Origin of the sequence: Actinomadura sp. K4S16, assembly GCF_008327685.1 — a bacterium.
In the GTDB taxonomy this organism is placed as follows: domain Bacteria; phylum Actinomycetota; class Actinomycetes; order Streptosporangiales; family Streptosporangiaceae; genus Spirillospora.
Genome location: NZ_BDDE01000016.1, coordinates 193,422 through 216,345, shown reverse-complemented (window position 1 = coordinate 216,345; position 22,924 = coordinate 193,422). Strand labels below are relative to the sequence as shown.

Sequence of the window (22,924 nt, the reverse complement as noted above, 5' to 3'; positions counted from 1 at the left end):
TGATCGAACGAATCCGGAGAGTCGACCGCCCGGTCGACCGGGCTCCGGGCCCGCGGGCGGACCGCCCGCCGATGGAGGGGGTGCGAAGGTGGTCAGCGACAGACGCGTCGGCTACCTCGAAGAGCTGGAACACGAACTCGACACGCGGGGCCTGGTCGCCCGCGTCGTCAGGACCCGCTCGGGGCCGGCCTTCCTCAGGGTCGTGAACCCCGAGGCCGCGAGCCTCGCCGAGGACGTCACCTGCGCGCCGGCTCCCGAGACCAAGGACCACTACTTCTGGTGGTCGTGGGGCGAGCGCATGCACCGCGTCGACGACGTGGGCGGCGCCGCCCTCAAGCTGGCGCACGTCCTCCAGCCGCTCCGCCGCGAGGTGAGCGGCCGCACCTGAGCTCCCGGGCCCCGGCCCGGTCCGAGCCCCACCACAGACCCGGGCGCCCCGACGGGGCGTCCCGCAAGGCCGGGCGTGTCCCGCGAGGCCGCGGCGAGAAGGGCGCGGCAGCAGCGACCTCGCGGGGCACGTTCGCCCGGCAGGCCCCCTCCCCGGCCGGGCCCCGCCACACGCCCGGCGGTCGTACGAACCGGTCGGAACAGTCCCCTACGATCGGCTCGTGCCCGCCGCGGGTCCACGGCGAGGTGTCGAGGCACCACAATGGCCGGGGAGGGTCTGCCACACCATGTCTCTAGTCGCGTCGATCAGCGTGCCGCTCGCCGCGCCGCTCGCCGTGTCGCCGGTCGCCAAGCCGTTGCTGCCCTGGGCCGAGAAGGGCACCCCCGAGGCGGCCTGCAAGAGCACCGACCCCAGCATCTCCTGCCGGCTGGTCTGGAACATCTCGAAGAACACCGACTTCACCCAGTTCTGGGCCACCTGGCTGGACAAGCCGCTCACCACCCTGCTGTGGATCATCGTGACCTTCGTGGTCGCGCTGATCGTGAAGAACATCGCGCACCGGATGATCACCAAGGTCACGCTGCGGATGGCCGAGGGCACGATGTCGGAGAAGGTCCGGGAGCGGTCCCGGACGGTCTTCGAGGGCAGCCCGGCGCTGCTCAACAAGCGGCGCGCCCAGCGGGCCCAGACGCTCGGCTCGGTGCTGCGCTCCATCGCGTCCGTCATCATCATGGGGACGGCCGCGTTCAGCATCCTCGGCTCGCTCGGCCTCAACCTCGCCCCCATCCTGGCCAGCGCCAGCGTGATCGGCGTCGCGGTCGGCTTCGGCGCGCAGAACATCGTCAAGGACCTCCTCGCCGGGCTGTTCATGCTGCTGGAGGACCAGTACGGCGTCGGCGACGTCATCGACGTGGGCAGCGCAAAGGGGACGGTCGAGGCCGTCACGCTGCGGGTCACCCGCATGCGGGACGTGAACGGCGTCGTCTGGTACGTCCCGAACGGCGAGATCAAGAAGGTCGGGAACGAGTCGCAGAACTGGGGCCGCGCCGTCCTCGACATCCCGGTCGACATCAACGAGGACACCGAGAAGGTCAAGGAGATCCTGCAGGCCACCGCCGACGGGATGGCCGCGGACGCGCCCTGGAGCGACCTCGTCCTGGAGCAGCCGTCGGTGTGGGGCGTGCAGGCCCTCGCCGGAGACGCCATCGTGATCCGCGTCGTGCTGAAGACGGCGCCGGGCAAGCAGGGGGACGTGGCCCGCGAGCTGCGCGAACGCGTCAAGCGCGCGTTCGACGAGGCGGGGGTCACCGTCGCCACCCCCACGCCCTAGCCGTCTTCCGGATGGATCAAGGTGAGGAATGGGACGCCCCTCACATAGGGTGGGACCGCTATGGCTGAACAGGTGACCTTCTACGAAGCGGTCGGCGGCGAGGAGACCTTCCACCGGCTGGTCCACCGCTTCTACCAGGGCGTCGCGGACGACCCCGAGCTACGCGCCCTCTACCCCGAGGAGGACCTCGGTCCGGCCGAGGAGAGGCTGCGGCTGTTCCTGATCCAGTACTGGGGCGGCCCCAACACCTACAGCATGCGGCGGGGCCACCCGAGGCTCCGCATGCGGCACGTGCCGTTCGTCATCGGCTCGGCCGAGCGGGACGCGTGGCTGCGGCACATGCGGGTCGCCGTGGACGAGCTCGGGCTCCCCGAGGACCTCGAGAAGCAGCTCTGGAACTACTTCACGATGGCGGCGCAGAGCATGGTGAACGCCCCGACGTAAGCGGGTAGATCGCCTCGTATGACGCGAATCCCGTGGTGGCGCGACGCCGTCGTGTACGAGGTCTATGTCCGCAGCTTCGCCGACGCCGACGGGAACGGCGAAGGCGACCTCCAGGGGATCCGCTCGCGGCTCGGCCACCTGCGCGACCTCGGCGTGGACGCGCTGTGGCTCACCCCGTTCTACACCTCGCCGCTGGCGGACGGCGGCTACGACGTGGCCGACTACCGCGACGTCGACCCCCGGTTCGGCACGCTGGACGACTTCGACGCCCTCGTGTCGGACGCGCACGACCACGGCCTCCGGATGATCGTCGACATCGTCCCCAACCACTCCTCCGACCGGCACCGCTGGTTCCGGGAGGCGCTGGCGGCGCCGCCCGGGTCGCCCGCACGTTCGCGCTACATCTTCCGGTCCGGCAAGCCAGGGGAACGTCCCGGCGAGGAGGACCCGCCGAACGACTGGCCGTCCGCGTTCGGCGGCCCGGCCTGGACGCGGCTGGACGACGGCGAGTGGTACCTGCACCTGTACGCGCCCGAGCAGCCCGACCTCAACTGGCGCAACCCGGAGGTGCGCCACGAGTTCGAGGACATCCTGCGGTTCTGGCTCGACCGCGGCGTGGACGGCTTCCGCATCGACGTCGCCGCCGGCCTGTTCAAGGACGAGTCGTTCCGCGACCTCCACGGCCAGGACCGGCGCATGCTGAACGGCCCCATGTACAGCCGTCCCGAAGTCCACGACGTGTACCGGAGATGGCGGCAGATCCTCGACGAATACGACGACCGCATGGCCATCGGCGAGGTGTGGACGGACGGCCCGCAGGACCTCGCGCTCTATCTGCGCCCCGACGAACTGCACCAGGTCTTCCAGTTCGACCTGCAACTGGCTCCGTGGTCGGCCATGGCGTTCCGCGAAGTGATCGACGCCGCGCTGAAGGCCGTCGCGCCGATGGGCGCCGCTCCGACGTGGGTGCTGTCGAGCCACGACTCCGTCCGCCACGTCACCCGCTACGAGCAGCCGGGCGGGCTTCCCGGGATCGGGCACGGCAGGGCCAAGGCGGCGCTGCTCCTGCTCTTGGCGCTTCCCGGGTCGGCCTACCTGTACCAGGGCGAGGAACTGGGCCTGCCCGAGGTGACCGACCTGCCCGACGAGGCCCGGCAGGACCCCATCTTCAAGCGCACGAACGGGCGGACCGCCGGACGCGACAGCTGCCGGGTGCCGCTGCCGTGGTCGGGACCCGCCGAGCCCTACGGCTTCTCCCCCGACGGCGTCCGGCCCTGGCTGCCGATGCCGCGGGGATGGGCGTCCGTGACCGCCGAGGCGCAGGCGTCCGACCCGTCCTCCATGCTGAACTGGTACCGCGAGGCGCTCGCCCTGCGCCGCCGCCTGAAGGACGGCCTCCCCGACGAACTGGAGTGGATCGACTCCCCCGACACGGCCCTCTTCTTCCGCCGCGGGCCGCTCGTCTGCGCGCTCAACTGCGGCGAGAACCCGGTGCGGCTCCCCGCCGGGATCCCGCTGCTGACCAGCACGCCCCTCTACGGCGACCTGCTCCCCGGCAACACCGCCGCCTGGCTGACCGCCCCCTGAAAGCGCGACGCGGTGCGCCGGTCCGTGCGAGGGGTCGACGCACGGTCCGGCACACCGCGGACTTCGCTGGAGGTGCCTCCGGCTACAGCGGCGGGCGCTGGAGCTGGAGCGGGTCGTCGGCGACCAGACCCGCCTTGAACGTCTGCATGCCGGCCCCGAGGCCCGCCCACCGCTTGACGTCGGCGATCGCCTTGGACTGCTGGTCACTCGGCAGCTTGGCGATGAGGCGGCCGCTGTGGTTCATGCCCGGGGCGACGTAGACCGCCGAGTCGCGGCTGCCGCGCCCGAGGCGGAACGGCTCGGAGCCCCACGGGTCGTTGGCGCCGTACAGGAACAGCATGTGGTTCGCGTTGCCGCGCACCCAGCTGTCGATGTCGCGCATGGCACGGCCGTTGTCGAACCGCATCGGGATGTCGCGCGGGACGTAGGTGCGCGGCTGGTAGCTGTCCTCGTACCGCAGCAGCGGCCGCAGGTGCTTGAACTTCGGCGTCGGCCAGCCGAGCTGGGTGCCCGCCTGGTAGTAGTACGGGATGTACGGGGCGAGGCCCTGGTCGCTGTAGAACGACAGCCCCGAGATGTTGTCGAGCGTCTCGTAGAGCTGGTCGTCCGTGGCGTCCGCCGCCTTCGGCAGCGTCGCGCAGGCCGACTGGAGGCTGTACTGCCAGAAGCCCCACTCGTAGTCCATCACCGAGTTCTCGAACGCGCGGTCCTGGGTGCGCAGGATGTCGAACGTCCAGCCGTTCTCGTCGGCGGCGGCCTTGAAGCGCTTGAGCATCTCGGTGCGGCGCTCGAGGAACTTGCGCGCGAGCGCCTTGACGTTCGCGCGGCACTCGGGGTCGGTGCCCACCGTCTGGAAGAACTTGTCGTAGGCGCGGTCGTCGTTGTTGTTGACGTCGTTCGGCGCCACGTACACGACGCTGCCGTCGACGTCCCGCGGGTAGAAGCGCTTGTGGTAGACGGCCGTCATGCCGCCCTTGCTGGCCCCCGTCGAGATCCACTTGCCCTGGTAGATGGTCTTGAGGGCGCCGATCAGCCGGTGCTCGTCGGTGGCGGCCTGCCAGATCGTGTCCTTCTTCCAGTCCGTCGGCTCGGGACGGGACGGGGTGAAGTACCGGTACTCGACCGAGATCTGGTTGCCGTCGACCAGCGCCGTCGGCTCGGAGGTGAACATCACCTCGGGCGTGTTGTACCCGCTGGTGTAGAGCACCATGGGACGGTCCGCCGACTTGTGCTGCAACATGATGCGCTGCTCGAACCACTGCCCCCGCGGGTTGCGGTGGTCGACCGGCTGCCGGTACTCGAGCCAGAACCAGCGGTAGCCCGGCAGGGTGGACGGCTTCTCCGTCACCTGCATGCCGGGGATCGCCTTCAGCTGGGCGAGGATGTCGCCCGCCTGGGCGGCGCCGGCCTTCGCCGTGCCCGCCTGGGCCGTGGCCGCGGCCTGCGCCGCGGTGGCGCCCGCCCCGGTCATGCCCGCGGCGAGCAGCAGTGCCATGGCTCCTCGTGAGACGCGCCGCATTGTGCCCCTTTCACGTGGGTTCTCCACATTCGCGTCGCGACCCTAGAGGGAGAAGCCCGGCCAAAACGGATTGCTGTTGGGCTTGTTACCTATCCGTGACGCCCCGGTTGTCACCCGATCAGACCGGAAATCAACCCCAGGAGAGGCGGAAACGTGATCAGCCAGGCAATGGCGTTCGCGCTGGAAGAACGCGGGGACCGCTCGCCGAACGTCGATCACGTCCGGAACGGCGACCAACGGTGACCGGAGATCAGACCGCCCCCGGGCAGTCGGCCCCGCCGAGTGCGGCGGTCGAGTCGGGCCCCGGCCGAGCGCGGGGCATCGGCAAGCCTGACGGCGGCAGCCCTCACGACGATGACTCGGCCGCCGGGGCCCGGAGGTCGGCGTGCAGGTCGAGAAGCGGGGGAAGGCGGGAGCGAAGGGATCAGGACGGGGGGACGAGGGCGAAGCCGTCGTCCCAGGGGGCCAGGCGCTCGAAGAGGCGCTCGTCGTGCCAGCGCCCGTCCAGGTGGATGTGGCGGCGGGCCGTCCCCACGGGGGTGAAGCCGTTGCGTTCGAGCACGCGCTGGGACGCGAGGTTGTCGACCCGCGTGAACGCCTCGACGCGGTGCAGGCGCAGCTCGCCGAACGCCACGTCCAGTGCCTGCCTGACCGCCTCGGTGGCGACGCCCCTGCCGGCGTGTGCGCGGGCGACCCAGTAGCCGACGAAGCAGCTCTGGAGAGGCCCGCGCAGGATGTTGTTGAGCGTGATGCGTCCGGCGACCTCACCGCCGGCGAGGATGACGCCGGGCCACATCTCCCCCGCCGCGTACGCCTCGGTCAGTTCGCGCAGGTTGTCGCGCTGGCCGCCGAGGGTGAAGTACGCCTCGTCGCGTTCCGGCTCCCAGGGGCGCAGGTAGTCGCGGTTCTCCCGGTACAGCGCCGCCAGCGCCTCCGCGTCCGCCATCTGGACGGCGCGCAGGCGGACACCGAGCCTGCGGCCCTCCAGCGCGGGCGGGGGCCCGGCGAGGGCGGTCATGACCCGGGCGCCACGTACCGGCCGATGAACTCCCGTTCCTCGGGGGTGAACCGCCGCAGCCGGTTCGCCTCCACGTCGAACGCGACGAGCGTCGAGGTCGCCTCGGCGTACAGGTGGTCGTCGTCGCGCACCTCGTAGGCCAGCTTGAACGACGCCGCACGGGCCTCGGTCACCCACGTCTCCACCCGGATCGGATAGACGGTCGGCAGCAGCGGGTGCCGGTAGTCGATCTCGTGCCGCGAGATCACCATGCCGCGGACGGGCTGCTCGCCCTTGCGCACCGGGTCGCCGTGGAACATCTCCAGCCGGGCGTCCTCAAGGTAGCCGAGGAACTTGACGTTGTTCACGTGTCCCTGGGAGTCGATGTCGCCGAACCGGATCTTGAACTCGTAGACGTGCCGGTACTCGGCCGTGGGCAACTGCTGCATGTCCTCGCCTGGGTGAGGGGAACCGGGGTCGGCCCGATGCTACCCGGGTGAGGTGAAGTCCCTGACGAGGCACGGGCGCTTCGGGTCGAACCGCCAGCCCGGCACCAGGTACTCCATCGCGGCGGCGTCGTCGCGGTCGCCCAGCCCGTAACGGACGTAGCGGTCGTGCGCCTCCTCGATCCGCTCCTCGTCGACGTCGACGCCGAGCCCCGGGCCCTCGGGCAGCGCGATCGCGCCGTCCGCGATCCGCGGCGGCTCCCGCGTGAGGCGCTGGCCGTCCTGCCAGATCCAGTGCGTGTCGATCGCGGTGATCTCGCCGGGCGCGGCCGCGGCGACGTGGGTGAACATCGCCAGCGACACGTCGAAGTGGTTGTTGGAGTGCGAGCCCCAGGTCAGCCCCCACGCCTCGCAGAGCTGCGCCACCCGCACCGAGCCGCGCATCGTCCAGAAGTGCGGGTCGGCGAGGGGGATGTCGACCGCGTCCAGCCGGATCGCGTGGCCGAGCTGCCGCCAGTCGACCGCGATCATGTTGGTGGCGGTGCGCAGGCCGGTGGCGCGGCGGAACTCCGCCATCGTCTCCCGGCCCGAGTAGCCGTGCTCGGCGCCGCACGGGTCCTCGGCGTAGGCCAGGACGTCCCGCAGCGCGGTGCCGAGCCGGACGGCCTCCTCCAGCGACCAGGCGCCGTTCGGGTCCAGGTTGACGCGGGCGCCGGGGAACCGCTCGGCGAGCGCCCGCACGGCCTCCGCCTCCTCCTCGCCCCGCAGCACCCCGCCCTTGAGCTTGAAGTCGGCGAACCCGTACCGCTCCTGCGCGGCCTCCGCCTGCCGGACGATCGCCTCGGGCGTCAGCGCCTCCTCCCGGCGCACCCGCTCCCAGCCGTCCGCGCCCTCCGGTGGCGCTTCGTAGGGAAGGTCCGTCCTGTTCCGGTCGCCGACGTAGAAGAGGTAGCCGAGCACCGGGACCGTCCGGCGCTGGACGCCGTCCCCGAGCAGCGCCGCCACCGGCACGCCGAGGAACCGCCCCATCAGGTCGAGCAGCGCCGACTCGATCGCGGTCAGCGCGTGGACGGCGATCCTGGTGTCGTGGGTGAGCGGGCCGCGCCCGCCCGCGTCCAGGTGGCCGAACGCCGCGCGGACCGCGTTGAGGATCTCGTCGGACCGTCCGATGGGCCTGCCGACCACCAGCTCGCGGGCCTCCTCCAGCGTCCGCCGGATGCCCTCGCCGCCCGGCACCTCCCCGACGCCCGTGCTGCCGGACGAGTCGCTGAGCAGCACGATGTTCCGCGTGAAGAACGGCCCGTGGGCGCCGCCCAGGTTGAGCAGCATGCTGTCGCTCCCGGCGACCGGGACGACCCGCATCCCGGTGACGACCGGCGTGCTCACCGCGGAACCCCCTGGTAGGCGATCGGCCGCTGGAACCGCTCGACGGCGAGGCTCCCGACGGACGTCGTCCGCGCGTCGGACGTCGCCGGGTACGGCCCGCCGTGCACCATCGCGTGCCCTACCCGGACGCCCGTGGGCCATCCGCCCCACAGGATCCGTCCGGCGAGCCGTTCCAGGACGGGCAGCAACCGGGCCGCCGCCTCGCCCCCGCCGTGGATCGTCGCGGTCAGCTGGCCCTCCAGCCCGCGCGCCAGGCCGATGGCCTCGTCGAGGTCGCCGCAGCGGACGACGAGGGAGCAGGCGCCGAAGATCTCCTCCTGGAGGTCGGGCCCGAAGTCCCCGGCGTCCACGGCCGCGAGGGCGGCGCGGCATCCGGCCGCCGCTTCGGGCTCCCGGCCGCGTGCGAGGATCTTCACGCCGGGACGCCGGCCGAGCCGTTCGACGCCCTCGGCGTAGGCGCGGGCGATGCCCGGCGTGAGCATCGGGGCCCCGGGTGCGGCCTCGATCGCCGTCGCCGCAGCGTCCAGGAAGGCGTCGCGGCCGGAGCCGCCGACCGCGAAGACGAGGCCCGGGTTGGTGCAGAACTGGCCGGCGCCGAGCGTGACCGACCCGACGTACTCCTCCGCCAGTTCGGCGGGGCGCTCGGCCAGCGCGTCCGGCAGCAGGAAGACCGGGTTGACGCTGCTCATCTCCGCGTAGACCGGGATCGGCCGCGGGCGGGCCGCCGCCGCCCTCGCGATCGCCAGGCCCGCCTTCCGGGAACCGGTGAACCCGACGGCCTGGACCCGCGGGTCGGTGACGAGCGCGATGCCGAGCGTGGGCCCGTCCCCGTACAGCATCGAGAACACCCCCTCGGGCAGCCCGGCCTCCTGGACGGCCTCCGAGACGGCCCGGCCGGCCAGCTCGCAGGTGCCGGGGTGGGCGTCGTGCGCCTTCGCGACCACCGGGCAGCCCGCCGCGAGCGCGGAGGCGGTGTCGCCGCCCGCCACCGAGAACGCCAGCGGGAAGTTGCTCGCGCCGAACACCGCGACGGGCCCGAGCGGCACCCGTCCCTGCCGGATCTCGGGCGCGCCCTCGCCCGGCGGGTCGGTGCTCACGGCCGGGCCGCCCGCTGCTGATCCGCCGCCCTCCGGCGGATGCGAACCGTAGCGGGCGGTGGCGCCGGGCTTCACGGCCGCGCGCAGGTCGGAGGCGAACAGGCGCAACTGCCCCGAGGTGCGCGCGACCTCCCCGGTCAACCGGGCTTCGGGTAGTCCCGTCTCGGACGCGGCACGCCGGACGAGATCGCCGGCTTGGTCGTCGAGCCTGGCGGCGATCGATTCGAGGAACGCGGCCCGCTCCTCGGGCCCCGTCGCGCGGTAGGCGTCGAACGCCTCCTCCGCGAGGGCGCAGGCCCGGTCCACCTCGGCGTCGCCGCCGTAGCGGTACTCGGGCGCGAGGCGTTCACCGGTGCGGGGATCGACGGCGGTGATCGCCTCCCCCGTCCCGGTGACGTGCTCGGAACCGATCAGCATCTGCCCGGTGAGCCGCGCCAACGTCCCGTCCTCTCGGTCCGGCGGAGTGTCTGAACCCGGACGATAGGAGACGTGATCGATACCTGTCCAACACGAAAAACGCATCGTTCGATGCGCGACCGGTATCGCCGTTTTCGGGCGGGAACGCGGACGGCCGCGCGATCGTGATCGCGCGGCCGTCCGGTGGCGACGGGGTCAGTCGCGGGTCAGCTTGCGGTGGGTGACCCGGTGCGGGCGGGCGGCGTCGGCGCCCAGCCGCTCGATCTTGTTCTTCTCGTAGTCGGCGAAGTTGCCCTCGAACCAGAACCAGTTCGAGCCCTCCTCCCACGCGAGGATGTGCGTGGCGATGCGGTCCAGGAACCACCGGTCGTGCGAGGTGATCACGGCGCACCCGGGGAACTCCAGGAGGGCGTTCTCCAGGCTGGACAGGGTCTCGGTGTCCAGGTCGTTGGTCGGCTCGTCCAGCAGGAGGACGTTGCCGCCCTGCTTGAGCGTCAGGGCCAGGTTGAGCCGGTTGCGCTCGCCGCCGGACAGGACGCCGGCGGGCTTCTGCTGGTCGGGGCCCTTGAACCCGAACGCCGCGACGTAGGCGCGGGACGGCATCTCGACCTGGCCGACGTTGATGTGGTCCAGGCCGTCGGAGACGACCTCCCACACCGTCTTCTTCGGGTCGATGCCGCCGCGGCCCTGGTCGACGTAGGAGATCTTGACGGTCTCGCCGACCCGCAGGTCGCCCGCGTCCGGCCGCTCCTCCCCGACGATCATCCGGAACAGCGTGGTCTTGCCGACGCCGTTGGGGCCGATGACGCCGACGATCCCGTTCGGGGGGAGGTTGAACGTCAGGTCGTCCATCAGGAGCCGGTCGTCGAAGCCCTTGGTCAGCTTGTCGGCGATGATCACCGTCTGGCCGAGGCGCGGGCCCGGCGGGATCTGGATCTCCTCGAAGTCGAGCTTGCGGTGCTTCGCGGCCTCGGCGGCCATCTCCTCGTACCGCTCCAGGCGGGCCTTGCTCTTGGTCTGGCGCGCCTTCGGGTTCGAGCGGACCCACTCCAGCTCGTCCTCGAGGCGCTTCTTGCGCTTGGCGTCCTTGTTGCCCTCGACCTTGAGCCGGTCGGCCTTCTTCTCCAGGTAGACGGAGTAGTTGCCCTCGTAGGGGTAGCAGCGGCCCCGGTCGAGCTCAAGGATCCAGGTGGCCACGTTGTCGAGGAAGTACCGGTCGTGCGTGACGGCCAGGACGGTGCCCTCGTACTTGGCGAGGAACTGCTCCAGCCACTGGACGCTCTCGGCGTCCAGGTGGTTGGTGGGCTCGTCCAGCAGCAGCAGGTCGGGCGCCTCCAGCAGCAGCTTGCACAGCGCGACGCGCCGGCGCTCACCGCCCGACAGCTTCGACACGTCGGCGTCGCCGGGCGGGCAGCGCAGCGCGTCCATCGCCTGGTCGAGCTGGCTGTCGAGGTCCCACGCGTTGCGATGGTCGAGCTGCTCCTGCAGCTTGCCCATCTCCTCCATCAGCTCGTCGGAGTAGTCCGTCGCCATCAGCTCGGCGATCTCGTTGAACCGGTCGAGCATCGCCTTGGTCTCGGCGACGCCCTCCTGGACGTTCCCGAGGACGTCCTTCTCCTCGTTCAGCGGCGGCTCCTGCTGGAGCATGCCGACGGAGAAACCGGGCATGAGGCGCGCGTCGCCGTTCGAGGGCTGTTCCAGACCGGCCATCATGCGCAGCAGCGTCGACTTACCGGTGCCGTTGGGCCCCAGGACGCCGATCTTCGCGCCCGGAAGAAAATGCAGGGTGACGTCGTCGAGGACGACCTTGTCGCCATGTGCCTTGCGCACACGCTGCATCGTGTAGATGTACTCGGCCATGTCGTCAAGACTAGGGGGTCCTGGAACCTGTTTATCGCGTCGCGCCTCAGTTGTCGGACGGCTTGGGCCCCTCCAGGGCGGGGAGGCACACCCGGTCGCGCCCCGAGGACTTGGCGCGGTAGAGCGCCAGGTCGGCCGCCGCGAGGAGTTCCAGGAGGTCCTGGCCGTGGGTGCGGAACAGCGAGACGCCCACGGAGACCGTGACCGTGACGGTGCCCTCCTCGGCCGGGACGGCGAGGCGGCGCACCCGTCCGCGGAGGCGCTCGGCGACGCGGCAGGCCTCCACGGTGTCGGCTCCTGGCAGCAGGACGACGAACTCCTCGCCGCCGAACCGGCCCACCACGTCGTAGTCGCGCAGCTGGTGGCCCAGGGTGCTGGCCACGCCGACCAGCACCTGGTCGCCGACCAGGTGGCCGTGGGTGTCGTTGACGCGCTTGAAGTGGTCGATGTCGATCAGCAGGAGGGCGACGGCGTCGTGGGTGCGCAGGGCCCTGGACAGCTCGGTGTCGGCCTCGCGCTGCCACGCGGCGGCGTTCAGCAGGCCCGTCTTGGCGTCGGTGCGCGCGGCGGCCTGGAGCTGCTGGTGCATCAGGCTGCGCTGCAGGAGCATCACCGGCGGCAGGGCGAGCAGCAGCAGCCCCAGCGACAGCGCGCTCGTGATCGCCACGAGGATGCCGACGCAGAGCTCGACCACGTCGAGCAGGAGGCTCTCGCGCGTCCACAGGACGTCCCGCCAGCGGCTCTCGGGATCGGCGGCGTGCGCGGCGACCGCGACGATCGCCGTGTTCACCACCGTGAACAGCGCCGCGCAGCCGACGGCCGCCGGGATGCCCGGGTAGGCGTCGACGACCCACTGCGGCGCGCCCTGCAGCGGATCGGGCACCACGAGGTGGAACACCACCGACGCGCCCGCCCCGGCGATCCCGTGCGCCGCGGCGACGAGCGCCCGCCTGTAGATCAGCGTCCGGCGGACGCGGAACTGCAGCAGCGCCTGCAGCGGCACCGGGATCAGCAGCGCGTACACCGGCGGCAGCAGCAGCGCTACCGGCAGCCACCAGGCCGACAGCAGGTCGCGCGCGACGCCCGCCGGCATCCCCAGCCTGCGCGTCGCCTCGATGCACACGGCGCTGCACGCCAGCAGGGCGCCGAAGGTCATCAGATCGTCGCCCCGGAACGGGGTCTCCAGGAGCCCCGCGACGGTGAGCCCCAGATGGACGGCGACGACCACCGGCACGTAGACCACGAGCAGGGACGGACGCTTGAGTCGCGCCCTGCGCCTCGGCCTGCGCGCCAGCTCCCCACCCCGGTCCTCGGCGGACGACTGCACTGCCGTCATCCTTCCCCCTTACGCACATCACGTTGTGTAATACGATAGTTGCAACGTGTGCGGAACGGGCGTGAAACAGGTACGTTCGGGAACGCCAAGCGGGTGACCGATCTGATCACCGGCGTCCGGGCCTGACATCTCACGGCGCCCGGCACATCCTGAGGGGGACCATCATGCGCGGCGTTTCCTGGATCTGACCTGCCAGAAAGCCACCAAAGCAGCGGGCACGCCCACACGGACCCACCACCTGCGACCCGCGACCTCCCCCCACCCGGACATCCCAGCCCACCCCTGCTCGCCACGAAAAACTCCGCGGCCAGGCAGGCCCCGGGGTTCCAGCGCGCCCGAACGGGCGGCCGAACCCGGCCACCGGCCCGCCGACCGGGCCCGGCGGCCGGGGCTTTGAGGTCGGGATCGACTGCGCGGGGTGGGTCAGGCGGCCTTGGGTTCCTCCTCCTGGTCGGTGGGGGTGGTCAGGGCCCATTGGTCGGCGGTTTCGCGGGCCAGTTGGCGGTCTTCGTCCGTCAGGGGGCCGCTGCGTTGGGCGGGGCGGTAGTCGACCGTGCCGCGGGACAGGTCGGGGCCCAGGGTGGTGGCCTCCACCTCGGCGGAGAAGCGCCACTGGTCGTCGCGTTCGTACTGGCGGATGCGCAGGCGGCCGGTGACCAGGACCGGGGTGCCGCGCTGGAGGTCGGACGCGTTGATGTTGTCGGCGAGGCCGCGCCAGCAGTTCACCGTCACGAACAGGGACTCGTCGTCCTGCCACTGGTTGGTCTGGCGGTCGAAGCGGCGGGGCGTGCAGCCCACCCGCAGCGACAGGAAGGGGTGGCCGTTGGCCGTCACGGCGTAGCGGGGCTCGGCCGCTACCCAGCCGGTGATGGTGACAAGCGCCTCGTTCATCGCGTCCTCCGTTGTCTCGCGTACGAGGACAACGGTGGCGCAGCGACGGCAGCCCCGGCCGGGCGTCGCGGAATTGTGGATAACTCAGCCGCGACCGAGGGCGACGTCGACGTCCCGGCGGAAGCGGGCGTAGACCTCCAGGTCGTCCTCGATGGGGACGATCACCTTCTCCCGGGCGACGCGCTCGATGCCCTGGCGCATGTGGAGCTCCATCTTCTCGCCGTGTTTGGCGGACGACAGGGCGACCATGTTGCGGCAGGCGGACGCGGTGAGCCAGCCCATCCCGAACGTGCAGACGGCCAGGATGGCGACGTACGGGATCAGCCCCGCCTGGCCGAGGAGGCCGTCGGGGTCGTCGCCGCCGAGGCCGAGCAGGCCGTAGGCGACCAGGAAGCCGATCCACACCACGCTGAGGGCGGCGACCAGGATCAGGAAGTACTGCCAGGTCTTCACGAGCCACCACCAGCGCGGCACCACGTTGAACGTCGGCAGGGCCTCCTTGAGGGACTCGCCGAGCGCCTCCGGGATCTCGCCGGCGTGGGAGCGGGCCGCCGCGCGGACCGAGCGGCCCCAGTGCGGCGGCAGCTCGGCGGCCACGCCCTCGGTGACGGCCTGGAGCGCGTTGTCCACGTCGCCCTGCTGGGCGCCGATCGGGCCGGTGAAGGCGTTGCGCAGCTCCTCGCGCAGCTCGGTGAGCCGCATCCGGCGCAGCGGGTCCGACCGCAGCCGGGTGATCATGGCGGTGACGGGCCAGCCGATGAAGTCGGCGGCGCGCAGCTCGTAGGCGCTCTCCATGGCCTCGGCGACGGCGGGCGCGCCCGCGGCGTCGGTGAAGGCCTGGATGAGGTCGGCCTTGCGCCCGTCGTCGACGGTGACGGGCGGCTCGGCGTCGAAGCGGTAGCCGGTGAAGCTCTCGGCGGCCCGGTCGACGTCGGCCGACAGCCGCTCGGTGCGGGCGCGGCGGGCGGCGACGGTGTCGACGAGGGTGTCGCGGAAGCCGTGCACGCCGTCCTCGGCGACCGCGGAGGTGGTGACGATCCGCGGGTCGGCGAGCCCCTCGGCCTCCAGGAGGCGGCGCAGGTCGGCGACGCAGTCGTCGATCTCGTGCGGGGCGAGCCGGTCGACCTGGTTGAGGACGATCAGGGTGACGCCGGTGTGCCGGGCGAACGGGACGATGTAGTTGCGGTGCAGGGCCGCGTCGGCGTACTTCTGCGGGTCGACCACCCAGACCAGCAGGTCGGCGATGGTGACGAACCGGTCGACCTCGGCGCGGTGCATCGCCTGGATGGAGTCGTGGTCGGGCAGGTCGATCAGGACGAGGCCCTGCAGGGAGGCGTCGGCGCGCTCGTCGAGGGCGCTGGCGCGGGCGTAGCGGTGGCGCTTGTCGACGTCGAGCCAGTCGAGGAGGGGGCCCGCCCCGTCCAGCCCCCAGACGCACGCGTGCGCCTGCGAGGTCATCGGGCGGCGCATCCCGGTCGGCGACAGTTCGAGCCCGCAGATGGCGTTGAACAGCGAGGACTTGCCGCTGCCGGTGCCGCCGGCGAGGGTGACGACGGTGTGGTCCCCGGACAGCCGCAGCCGCTGCCCGGCACGCCGCAGCAGCGCGTCGGCGTCGTCCAGGACGGGCTGGTCGAGCCGCCCGAGCCCCGCCTGGACGAGCCGGTCGAGGCCGTTGAGCCGGTCGACCAGCGCGGGCGGGCCGGCGGGCTCGGCGGGGGCGTCGGGCGCGGGCGCGCCGGGGAGCGGGGTCTCGCCGGTTCCCGCCGGGGAGTTCGCGGGGATGGCCGAGGTGGTCATCGGGCAACCTCGAGGTTGTAGGTGGCCTGGTACAGCTGGACGGGGACGGTCTCGTCGGGGATGCCGGCCGAGTCGAGCACCTGCCCGAACCGGATGGCCTCCTCGTCGAACAGCATCCCGATGCGGCTGCGCAGGTCGGCACGGGCCTTGGCGCCCATGCCGCGCAGGGACTCGGCGCCGAACAGGGCCTTCAGCAGCCGCTGCGGGACGGCGCTGTTGCCGCCCTCCACGGCCACGTCGGACGTCCCGTAGCCGAGCAGGCCGACCATCAGGACGAGCGAGACCGCCTCGGTGTCGAACGAGACCAGCTTCGCGACCGAGCGCTTGGTGACGCCCTGGGTGCGGATCAGCTCCTGGACGTGGTCCTGCCAGGCGCTGACGGCCCGGGTGACGCGGCGCGACAGTTCCGGGGAGACGTGCCCGAGGCTCGCGTCGGCGCGGGCGAGCACCTGCGGGCCCGCCGGGTGCTCGCGCCAGCGGGCCATGACCTGCTCGGCGCCGTGCTCGGCGGACGCCATGATCAGCGACTCCAGGCCGCTGCGCAGCGCCGCCTTGAGGGCGCGCACGCGGGCCGGGCTGCGGTGCCGCCGGTTCGCGGCGCGGCCGCGCCGGGACCGCTGGACGTGCAGGGCGCGCAGCAGGTCGCCGGTGCCGGCGAAGTCCTGCCAGCGGGCCAGCACCTCGCCGCGCAGCAGCGAGCCGTTGCGGGTGGCCTCGTCCAGTTCGGCGAGGGCGGTGCCGTATCCGGCCTCGACCTCCCTGGCCAGCTCGGTGCGCTGCTCGACCTGGGCCTCGACCTGCCGGGCGACCTCGGGGACGCGGGTGCGGAAGCTGTCCAGGACGGCGGCGAGGGTGTCGCTGACGACGATCTCGCGGTCCTCGGCGTCCTCGGCGACGCCGGTCAGCCAGGAGCGGATGTCCTCGACGGTCTCCTCGGGGAGGCGGCTGTCCTCGACCCGGGTCTCCGGGATGGTGAAGCGCCGCGCGTCGCCGACCTCGTGCTCGTCCAGCATCTCGGCGAAGTGCTCGACGATCTCGCCGCCGCCCGCGCCGGCGCCCTGCGGGACGCGGGACAGCACGACGCCGATCGTGGCGCCGTTCTCCTTGGCCCGCTGGAGCATCTGCCAGACCTGGGCGTCGGCGTACCGGGCCGCGGTGGTGACGCACAGCCACAGGTCGGCGGCGGCCATCAGCTTGGTCGCGAACTCGTAGTGGTCCTCGAAGACGGAGTCGAAGTCGGGGCTGTCGAGCAGGGCGAGCCCCGGCGGGAGGACGTCGCTGGCGATGATGACCAGCTGGTCGCCCGCGATGGCGTCGGGCGCGGGGCCGCGGACCCGTCCCATGCCGGGCAGGAGCGGGCCCTCCATGAACCACTGGACGTGGTCGGGGTGGCAGACGAGGATCGGGCTGCTGGTGGTGGGGCGCAGCACGCCGGTCGCGCTGACGCGGGCGCCGACGAGCGTGTTGACCAGGGTGGACTTGCCCGCTCCCGTGGAGCCGCCGAGCACCACGAGCATGGGGGCGCCGGCGGCCTGGACGCGGGGCAGCACGTAGTCGACGAGCTGGCCGCGCAGCTCGTCGCGGGCCTCGCGGGCCTGCTCGACGCCGGGGACGTCGAGCAGGAAGTCGAACGCGCCGAGCTGCTCGCGCAGCGCGGTCAGGGCGCGCACCAGTTCGCCCTGGTTAACCGTGGCCCCGGCCCTGGGGGCGCGCCGCCTGCCGCGCTTGGGCTTGGGCTGGGCCATCGCGACGTTCTCGACTACCTCGGGCGTCTCTGCGCCTTCGGAGGTCTCGGTCTCGGGGGTCTGGACGTCCTTCGCCTCGTCCTCGGGCACGGCGTCGTCTCCCGCCCTGCCCTTCTTCGAGGTCTCCTTCTTCCGTGCCGTGGCGCGGCCTCCCGTGTCCTCGACCCGCCCGCGCTCGGCGGACGCGTCCTCGCCGGACGTGTTCTCGCCGGACGCCGTCTCACCGGACGCCCCGCTCTCACCGGACGTGGCGGTCTCGCCGGTCGCCGTGGTCTCGCCGGGGGCGGGCTCCTCGACCCCGCGCCCCGAGCCGGCGCCGGCCTCCTCGTCGTGGACCGTGCTCTGCTCTGCGGGGGGTGTCACGGATCCCGTCCCAAGTCCGCTCGAATCATGTCGATCTCTCGTGCCACGTTGACCACGTCGCCCACGACCACGATCGCCGGGGGCCGGACCTCACCGGCGGCCATCTCGTCGGCCACCGTGCCCAGCGTCGCCGTCAGCGCCCGCTGGCCGGGAAGGGTGCCGTCCTGCACCACGGCCACCGGCGTGCCGGACGACCGACCATAGCGCATGAGGGCCGCCGCGATGAGCCCCATCCGCTCCACCGCCATGAGCAGGACGATCGTGCCGTTCGCGCGGGCGAGCGCCTCCCAGTCGACGGTCGAGTCGGGGTGCCCGGGCGGGACGTGCGCGGAGACGACGTGGAACTCCTGCGCGACGCCCCGGTGGGTGACCGGGATGCCGGCGGCGGACGGCACGGCGACCGCGCTGGTGATGCCGGGGACGACCGTGACGGGGACGCCGTGGCGGGCGCAGTACAGCGCCTCCTCGCCGCCGCGCCCGAACACGAACGGGTCGCCGCCCTTGAGCCGGACGACGAAGCGGCCCTGCCGCGCGTGCTCGACCAGGTACTCGTTGATGCGGTCCTGGGTGACCGTGCGGCCGTAGGGGATCTTGGCGGCGTCGATCACCTCGACGTCGGCGGCCAGCTCGTCCAGCAGCCCGCCGGGGGCGAGCCGGTCGGTGACGACGACGTCGGCCATGGCGAGCAGCTGCCGCCCCCGCACGGTGATCAGGCCCGGGTCGCCCGGCCCGCCGCCGACGAGCGCGACGCCCGCGGGCTTGCGCCGGGAGTGCCGGGATTCGAGGGCGCCGTCGCGGAGCCCTTCCACCACCGCGTCGCGGATGCCCGCGGCGCGCCGGGGGTCGCCGCCGAGCAGCACCCCGACGGTCGCGTCGCCCGCGTGCCCGCTGGCGGGCGTCCAGGCCGGGGACGACTCGGCGTCGTCGGCCCGGACGGACCAGATCCGCGCGGCGTCGGCCTCCGCCACCACGTCGCCGTTGACCTTGGCGTCGTCGGTGACGGCCTGCACCAGCCAGGCGCCGGCACAGTCGCCGTGCTCGTAGCGCCGCCGGCGCCAGGTGATGCGGCCATGGTCGGCGAGGCCCTCCAGGGTCGCGGTGACCGAGGGGGACACGAGGACCACCTCGGCGCCGGCGTCCAGCAGGGCGGGCACGCGGCGCTGGGCGACCCGCCCTCCGCCGACGACGAGGACGCGTCGCCCGCCGAGTCGCAGGCCAAGCAGGTACGGGGGCACGGTGGTTCTCTCGGACGGGGTGGCGGACAGTGGCTTTGTGGAACAAAGGTACTCGGCCCGGGGAGTCGGTGGAGAGGGGCTCCGCCCGTTCGATAGCCGAGCGTGACTCATTCCGTGATCACGTTGTTACGGCCGCCCGGCGTCCTTCTCGCTCACCCCGGCGGAGTCGAACGTGGCGACCTCGTGCAGGACCCGCGCCGCGCCCTGGACCAGCGGCAACGCGAGCAGGGCGCCGGTCCCCTCGCCCAGCCGCAGCTCCAGGTCGACCAGGGGCCGCAGGCCGAGGGCCTCGACGGCGGCGGAGTGGCCGGGCTCGGCCGAGCGGTGTCCCGCGACGCAGGCGCCGAGGGCGTCCGGGCACAGCGCGGCCGCGACCAGGGCGGCGGCGCCGGCGATGACGCCGTCCAGGACGACGGGGACGCGCAGGGCCGCCGCGCCGAGGACGAATCCGGCGATCGCCGCGTGCTCCAGCCCGCCGACCGCCGCGAGGACCTCCATCGGCGCCTTGCCGTGCCCTTCCGCCAGCCCGTGCTTCGCCAGCGCGGCGCGCACCACCTCGACCTTGCGCGCGTGGGTGGCGTCGTCGATGCCGGTCCCCCGGCCGGTGACCCGCTCGGGCGGCAGGCCGGTGAATGCGGCGATCAGCGCGGCGGACGCGGTGGTGTTGGCGATCCCCATGTCCCCGGTGATCAGGCACCGGGCGCCCCGCGCGCGGAGCTCTCCGGCGGTCTCGATGCCCGCCTCCACGGCGCGCCGCGCCTGCTCGGCGGTCATCGCGGGCCCCGCCGTCATGTCGGCGGTACCGGGCGCGATCTTGCGGAGGAGCAGGCCGGGGGCCTCGTCCAGCTCGGCGGCGACGCCGATGTCGACCACCGTGACGTCCGCGCCGACCTGCGCGGCGAACGCGTTGACGACGGCGCCGCCGGCCAGGAAGTTGGCCACCATCTGCGCCGTGACCTCCTGCGGCCACGGCGTGACGCCCTGGGCGTGGACGCCGTGGTCGGCGGCGAACACGGCCACCGCGGCGGGCTCCGGCAGCGGCGGCGGGCACTGCCCGGCCAGCCCGGCGAGCCGGACCGACACCTCTTCCAGGACGCCGAGGGACCCGGGCGGCTTGGTGAGCCGGGCCTGGAGGTCGCGGGCGTCCCGCATGGCCGCCTCGTCCAGGGGGGCGATGGAGGCGACGGTCTCCTCGATCAGGTTCATGGCGTCCTTTCCGATGTCAGATGCCCAGCTCACCGAGCACCTCCAGCAGCCGGTCGTTGGACGGGCGGTCGCGCACGGCGATCCGCAGCCAGTCGGAGCCGAGCCCCGGGAAGGTGTCTCCGCGCCTGACGGCGTAACCGCGCTGCCTCAGCAGGGCCCTGATGCCCAGGGCGTCCGGCACGCGCAGGCACAGGAACGACGCGCGCGCTCCGGGCACGACGTACAGGCCCCTCGCCGCAAGCTCCGCGGCCAGCCGGTCGCGTTCGGCGGCGAGCTCGACGGCCCACGCCTCCCCTTCGGCGACGGCCTCGGGGCCGGAGCAGGCCTCGATGGCGGCGAGCGCCGGGGTCGACACCGCCCAGAGCGGCTGCGCCTCCGCCAGCCGTCCGATCAGGGCGGGCTCGGCCAGGACGTAACCGGCGCGCAGCCCGGCGAGGCCCCACGTCTTGGTCAGCGAGCGGATGACCACGACGCCCGGGGGCAGCCGCGCGGCGAGGCTCTCCGGCTCGCCCGGGACGCAGTCCATGAAGGCCTCGTCGACCACGACGGTCCGGCCGGGCGCGGCCAGCGCGGTGAGCGCGCCGGCCGGGTGCAGGACGGAGGTCGGGTTGGTCGGGTTGCCGATCACGACGAGGTCCGCGTCGTCCGGGACGGCTCCGGGGTCGAGGGTGAAGTCCTTCCCGAGGACCAGCCGCTCCACCTCGTGCCCGGCGCCGCGCAGCGCGGCCTCCGGCTCGGTGAACTGGGGGTGCACCACGACGGCCCGGTGCGGGGTGAGCACCCGTGCGAGCAGCACGAACGCCTCCGCGGCCCCGGCGGTGAGCAGCACCTCCTCGGTCGACCTGCCGTGCCGGGCGGCGACCGCCTTGCGGGCCGGGCGGGGGTCGGGGTAGGCGGCGAGGTCGGCGACGGACGCGCGGATGCGCTCGGCCAGCCACTCGGGGGGCGTCCCGGTGCGGACGTTGACGGCGAAGTCGGCGAGGCCGTCGCCGACCTCCGCGTCCCCGTGGTGGCGCAGGTCGACATCGGCGGGCTCGGTCACGGCCGCTCCGCCTCGTAGTAGAGCAGCGCGTTGACGGCGGCGGCCGCGACCGCGGACCCGCCCTTCTCCGAGACGTTGCTGAGCTGCGGCAGCCCGCTCGCGCGCAGGGCGTCCTTGGCCTCGCAGGCGCCGACGAAGCCCACCGGCATCCCGATCACCAGGGCGGGGCTCACCCGGCGGGTGATGATCTCGAAGAGCGCCTCCGGCGCGGAGCCGACCACCCAGACCGCGCCCGGGCCCACCTCCGAGTACGACAGCCGGACGGCCGCGGCGGACCGGGTGATGCCGGCGGCGCGCGCCATCCGGGCGGCGGCCGGGTCGGCGGCGTGGCAGACCGCCTCACGGGCGGTGATCCCGGCGGCGACCATGCCCTCGTCGGCGACGATCGGCGCACCGGCGCGCAGCGCGGCCCAGCCCTGGGCGAGGGACTCCTCCGTGGTCACCAGGTCGACCGCGTACTCCAGGTCGGCGGTGGCGTGGATCACCCGCTCGGCCACCGCCCGCCAGAGCGGCGGCATCGGGGAGAGGTCGACACGGGACCGGAGGACCTCATACGAGCGGACCTCGATCGGGTGGGGCCGGCGGACGGTCAACTGCGCTCCTCCACAACTCCGGGCAACGCGGAGATGGTCTCGATGGGGCGGCTCGTCCGGGAGGTCGGCCGCTCGGGGGTCCGGGCGTCGCGCTCGCCCCAGACGACGATCACGGGCTCCCCCGCCTCCGCCCGCGGGTCCAGCGGGGCGGCCTGGAGCCGGACGGCGTCGGCGGCGAAGCCCTGCCCGCCCAGTTCGTCCAGTATGGCGCGAGCCTCGGCGGGCGTCGCCAGGACGACGATCCGTGCCGGGCGGAGGGCCGCGCAGACCTGGACGGCCTCCGGCCCGCCGCGGCCGAGGAAGACGGCGTCGGGCACGGGGAGGTGCTCGGCGCTGGACCGGACGTCGCCGGACGCCATCGCCACCTTGACGCCGTGCAGGCGGACGTTCTCCCGCACCCGCGCGCACGCGGCGTGGTCGCGGTCGACGGCGACGACGGCCGCGCCGAAGCGGGCGCACTCGATGCCGACCGAGCCGTCGCCGGACTCCACGTCCCACACCATGTCGCCGACCTTGGGGCCGAGCTTGGCCAGGACGAAGGCGCGCACCTCCGGGCGCGGGCCCGGTCCGCCGCCGAAGGCGTCCGCCGGCAGCGCCCACCCGGCCGGGCCCGGCGCCGGCCCGCCAACCCAGCCCGCCTCTCCCAGCGCATGGCGGTTGTCCAGGACGAGCACGACCTCGGGGTCGTTCCACGGACGGGTGGTCGCCTCCGCCGGGCGGACGTAGACGACACGCTCCTTGGGGCCGCCCAAGTCCTCGCAGACGACGAACGAGCGCGGCGTGACGGGGAACAGCGCGCGTGCCAACTCGGATGGCCCAGCACCCGGCTCGGTCAGGACGGCCACTTTCGGATGGGCGCGGCACGCGTTGACGGCCTGCCTCAGATGCCCGTCCTTGGCGGAGACGACGAGAGCATCGTCCCAGGGCAGGCCTGCTTGGGCGAAAGCCCGCGCCACCTGGGGCGTCCCGGGAAAGGCTTCAGGCGCGTGCCCCTCTTCGAGCAGTTCGCGGACGACTCCGAAGTAACCGGGGTCGCCGTCCACGACGAGGACGACGTCCTCTTTACTGACGTCGACACCTTCGAGTGCTTCCAGGAAATCCGTGGTGGCGACCGTGCGGGCATCCGGCGCCAGGGGAAGCCCGTCGAGATGCCCGGCGGCGCCCACCACCAGCGTGGCGCTCTCCAGAGCCGCCTTGGCCCCCTCCAGAAGGGGCGACCCGTCGCGGCCGACGACCGTCAGCATC

At 73.0% G+C, this 22,924-nt stretch carries 18 protein-coding genes and 1 pseudogene; 4 read left to right on the top strand and 15 right to left on the bottom strand.

Features of this window, described 5'->3' with window-relative positions:
* The first annotated feature begins 88 nt into the window (after positions 1-88).
* The 4 genes and pseudogenes from K4S16_RS24920 (at position 89) to K4S16_RS24905 (ending at position 3,749) form a co-directional block, all read left to right on the top strand.
* Positions 89-388, top strand: a complete 300-nt coding sequence (locus K4S16_RS24920) for a hypothetical protein (protein ID WP_149261444.1) — start codon at positions 89-91, stop codon at positions 386-388.
* 286 nt (positions 389-674) lie between these two features.
* Positions 675-1,718 carry a mechanosensitive ion channel family protein gene (locus K4S16_RS24915; protein WP_149261443.1) on the top strand — a complete coding sequence of 348 codons (1,044 nt, stop codon included), beginning with the start codon at positions 675-677 and terminating at the stop codon, positions 1,716-1,718.
* Between the two features lie 72 nt (positions 1,719-1,790).
* Positions 1,791-2,156 (top strand): annotated as a pseudogene (locus K4S16_RS24910) (globin); the annotation flags it as partial.
* A 24-nt stretch (positions 2,157-2,180) separates the two neighbouring features.
* On the top strand, positions 2,181-3,749 hold the full coding sequence (locus K4S16_RS24905; RefSeq protein ID WP_149261441.1) for a glycoside hydrolase family 13 protein: 1,569 nt from the start codon (positions 2,181-2,183) through the stop codon (positions 3,747-3,749).
* Between the two features lie 82 nt (positions 3,750-3,831).
* Here the strand turns inward: K4S16_RS24905 and K4S16_RS24900 are convergent, their stop codons facing one another.
* From K4S16_RS24900 to K4S16_RS24830, 15 genes are all read right to left on the bottom strand, one after another.
* Positions 3,832-5,244, bottom strand: coding sequence for a S28 family serine protease (locus K4S16_RS24900; protein WP_235037066.1), 1,413 nt, complete (start codon positions 5,242-5,244; stop codon positions 3,832-3,834).
* A 448-nt stretch (positions 5,245-5,692) separates the two neighbouring features.
* On the bottom strand, positions 5,693-6,286 hold the full coding sequence (locus K4S16_RS24895) for a GNAT family N-acetyltransferase (protein ID WP_149261439.1): 594 nt from the start codon (positions 6,284-6,286) through the stop codon (positions 5,693-5,695).
* On the bottom strand, positions 6,283-6,714 hold the full coding sequence (locus tag K4S16_RS24890; protein WP_149261438.1) for a thioesterase family protein: 432 nt from the start codon (positions 6,712-6,714) through the stop codon (positions 6,283-6,285). The genes K4S16_RS24895 and K4S16_RS24890 overlap by 4 nt, the downstream gene beginning before the upstream one ends.
* Before the next feature lie 39 nt (positions 6,715-6,753).
* A complete protein-coding gene (locus K4S16_RS24885) occupies positions 6,754-8,097 on the bottom strand; it encodes an enolase C-terminal domain-like protein (RefSeq protein WP_268843271.1) in 1,344 nt (447 codons plus the stop codon).
* Positions 8,094-9,632 carry an aldehyde dehydrogenase (NADP(+)) gene (locus tag K4S16_RS24880; protein WP_200842090.1) on the bottom strand — a complete coding sequence of 513 codons (1,539 nt, stop codon included), beginning with the start codon at positions 9,630-9,632 and terminating at the stop codon, positions 8,094-8,096. Before K4S16_RS24880 ends, K4S16_RS24885 begins: the two co-directional genes overlap by 4 nt.
* 174 nt (positions 9,633-9,806) lie before the next feature.
* Entirely contained in the window at positions 9,807-11,471 is a 1,665-nt protein-coding gene (gene ettA / locus K4S16_RS24875; protein WP_149261436.1) for an energy-dependent translational throttle protein EttA, read from the bottom strand.
* A 46-nt stretch (positions 11,472-11,517) separates the two neighbouring features.
* A complete protein-coding gene (locus K4S16_RS24870; protein ID WP_149261435.1) occupies positions 11,518-12,807 on the bottom strand; it encodes a GGDEF domain-containing protein in 1,290 nt (429 codons plus the stop codon).
* A 423-nt stretch (positions 12,808-13,230) separates the two neighbouring features.
* Positions 13,231-13,698, bottom strand: a complete 468-nt coding sequence (locus tag K4S16_RS24865) for a single-stranded DNA-binding protein (protein ID WP_149261434.1) — start codon at positions 13,696-13,698, stop codon at positions 13,231-13,233.
* An 84-nt stretch (positions 13,699-13,782) separates the two neighbouring features.
* The gene (locus tag K4S16_RS24860) at positions 13,783-15,495 is read right to left on the bottom strand and encodes a GTPase family protein (RefSeq protein ID WP_235037065.1); all 1,713 of its coding nucleotides are present in this window, start codon (positions 15,493-15,495) and stop codon (positions 13,783-13,785) included.
* Positions 15,492-17,603, bottom strand: coding sequence for a dynamin family protein (locus K4S16_RS24855; RefSeq protein ID WP_235037064.1), 2,112 nt, complete (start codon positions 17,601-17,603; stop codon positions 15,492-15,494). Before K4S16_RS24855 ends, K4S16_RS24860 begins: the two co-directional genes overlap by 4 nt.
* Positions 17,600-18,838, bottom strand: a complete 1,239-nt coding sequence (gene cobA, locus K4S16_RS24850) for a uroporphyrinogen-III C-methyltransferase (RefSeq protein ID WP_235037062.1) — start codon at positions 18,836-18,838, stop codon at positions 17,600-17,602. The genes K4S16_RS24855 and cobA overlap by 4 nt, the downstream gene beginning before the upstream one ends.
* Positions 18,839-18,964: 126 nt before the next feature.
* Complete coding sequence (cobT, locus tag K4S16_RS24845; RefSeq protein ID WP_235037061.1) at positions 18,965-20,077, bottom strand: nicotinate-nucleotide--dimethylbenzimidazole phosphoribosyltransferase; 1,113 nt, start codon at positions 20,075-20,077, stop codon at positions 18,965-18,967.
* Positions 20,061-21,086, bottom strand: coding sequence for an Rv2231c family pyridoxal phosphate-dependent protein CobC (cobC, locus tag K4S16_RS24840; protein ID WP_149261432.1), 1,026 nt, complete (start codon positions 21,084-21,086; stop codon positions 20,061-20,063). Before cobC ends, cobT begins: the two co-directional genes overlap by 17 nt.
* Positions 21,083-21,679, bottom strand: coding sequence for a precorrin-8X methylmutase (locus tag K4S16_RS24835; protein WP_149261431.1), 597 nt, complete (start codon positions 21,677-21,679; stop codon positions 21,083-21,085). Before K4S16_RS24835 ends, cobC begins: the two co-directional genes overlap by 4 nt.
* Positions 21,676-22,923: a bifunctional cobalt-precorrin-7 (C(5))-methyltransferase CbiE/decarboxylating cobalt-precorrin-6B (C(15))-methyltransferase CbiT gene (locus tag K4S16_RS24830; protein WP_149261430.1), complete on the bottom strand. Its 1,248-nt coding sequence runs from the start codon at positions 22,921-22,923 to the stop codon at positions 21,676-21,678. Before K4S16_RS24830 ends, K4S16_RS24835 begins: the two co-directional genes overlap by 4 nt.
* Between the last annotated feature and the right edge of the window lies 1 nt (position 22,924).

Coding starts and splice junctions, on each gene's coding strand:
- K4S16_RS24915 (WP_149261443.1), top strand. CDS start 675: ATGTCTCTAGTCGCGTCGATCAGCGTGCCGCTCGCCGCGCCGCTCGCC.
- K4S16_RS24905 (WP_149261441.1), top strand. CDS start 2,181: ATGACGCGAATCCCGTGGTGGCGCGACGCCGTCGTGTACGAGGTCTAT.
- K4S16_RS24900 (WP_235037066.1), bottom strand. CDS start 5,244: ATGGCACTGCTGCTCGCCGCGGGCATGACCGGGGCGGGCGCCACCGCG.
- K4S16_RS24895 (WP_149261439.1), bottom strand. CDS start 6,286: ATGACCGCCCTCGCCGGGCCCCCGCCCGCGCTGGAGGGCCGCAGGCTC.
- K4S16_RS24890 (WP_149261438.1), bottom strand. CDS start 6,714: ATGCAGCAGTTGCCCACGGCCGAGTACCGGCACGTCTACGAGTTCAAG.
- ettA (WP_149261436.1), bottom strand. CDS start 11,471: ATGGCCGAGTACATCTACACGATGCAGCGTGTGCGCAAGGCACATGGC.
- K4S16_RS24870 (WP_149261435.1), bottom strand. CDS start 12,807: ATGACGGCAGTGCAGTCGTCCGCCGAGGACCGGGGTGGGGAGCTGGCG.
- K4S16_RS24865 (WP_149261434.1), bottom strand. CDS start 13,698: ATGAACGAGGCGCTTGTCACCATCACCGGCTGGGTAGCGGCCGAGCCC.
- K4S16_RS24860 (WP_235037065.1), bottom strand. CDS start 15,495: ATGACCACCTCGGCCATCCCCGCGAACTCCCCGGCGGGAACCGGCGAG.
- K4S16_RS24830 (WP_149261430.1), bottom strand. CDS start 22,923: ATGCTGACGGTCGTCGGCCGCGACGGGTCGCCCCTTCTGGAGGGGGCC.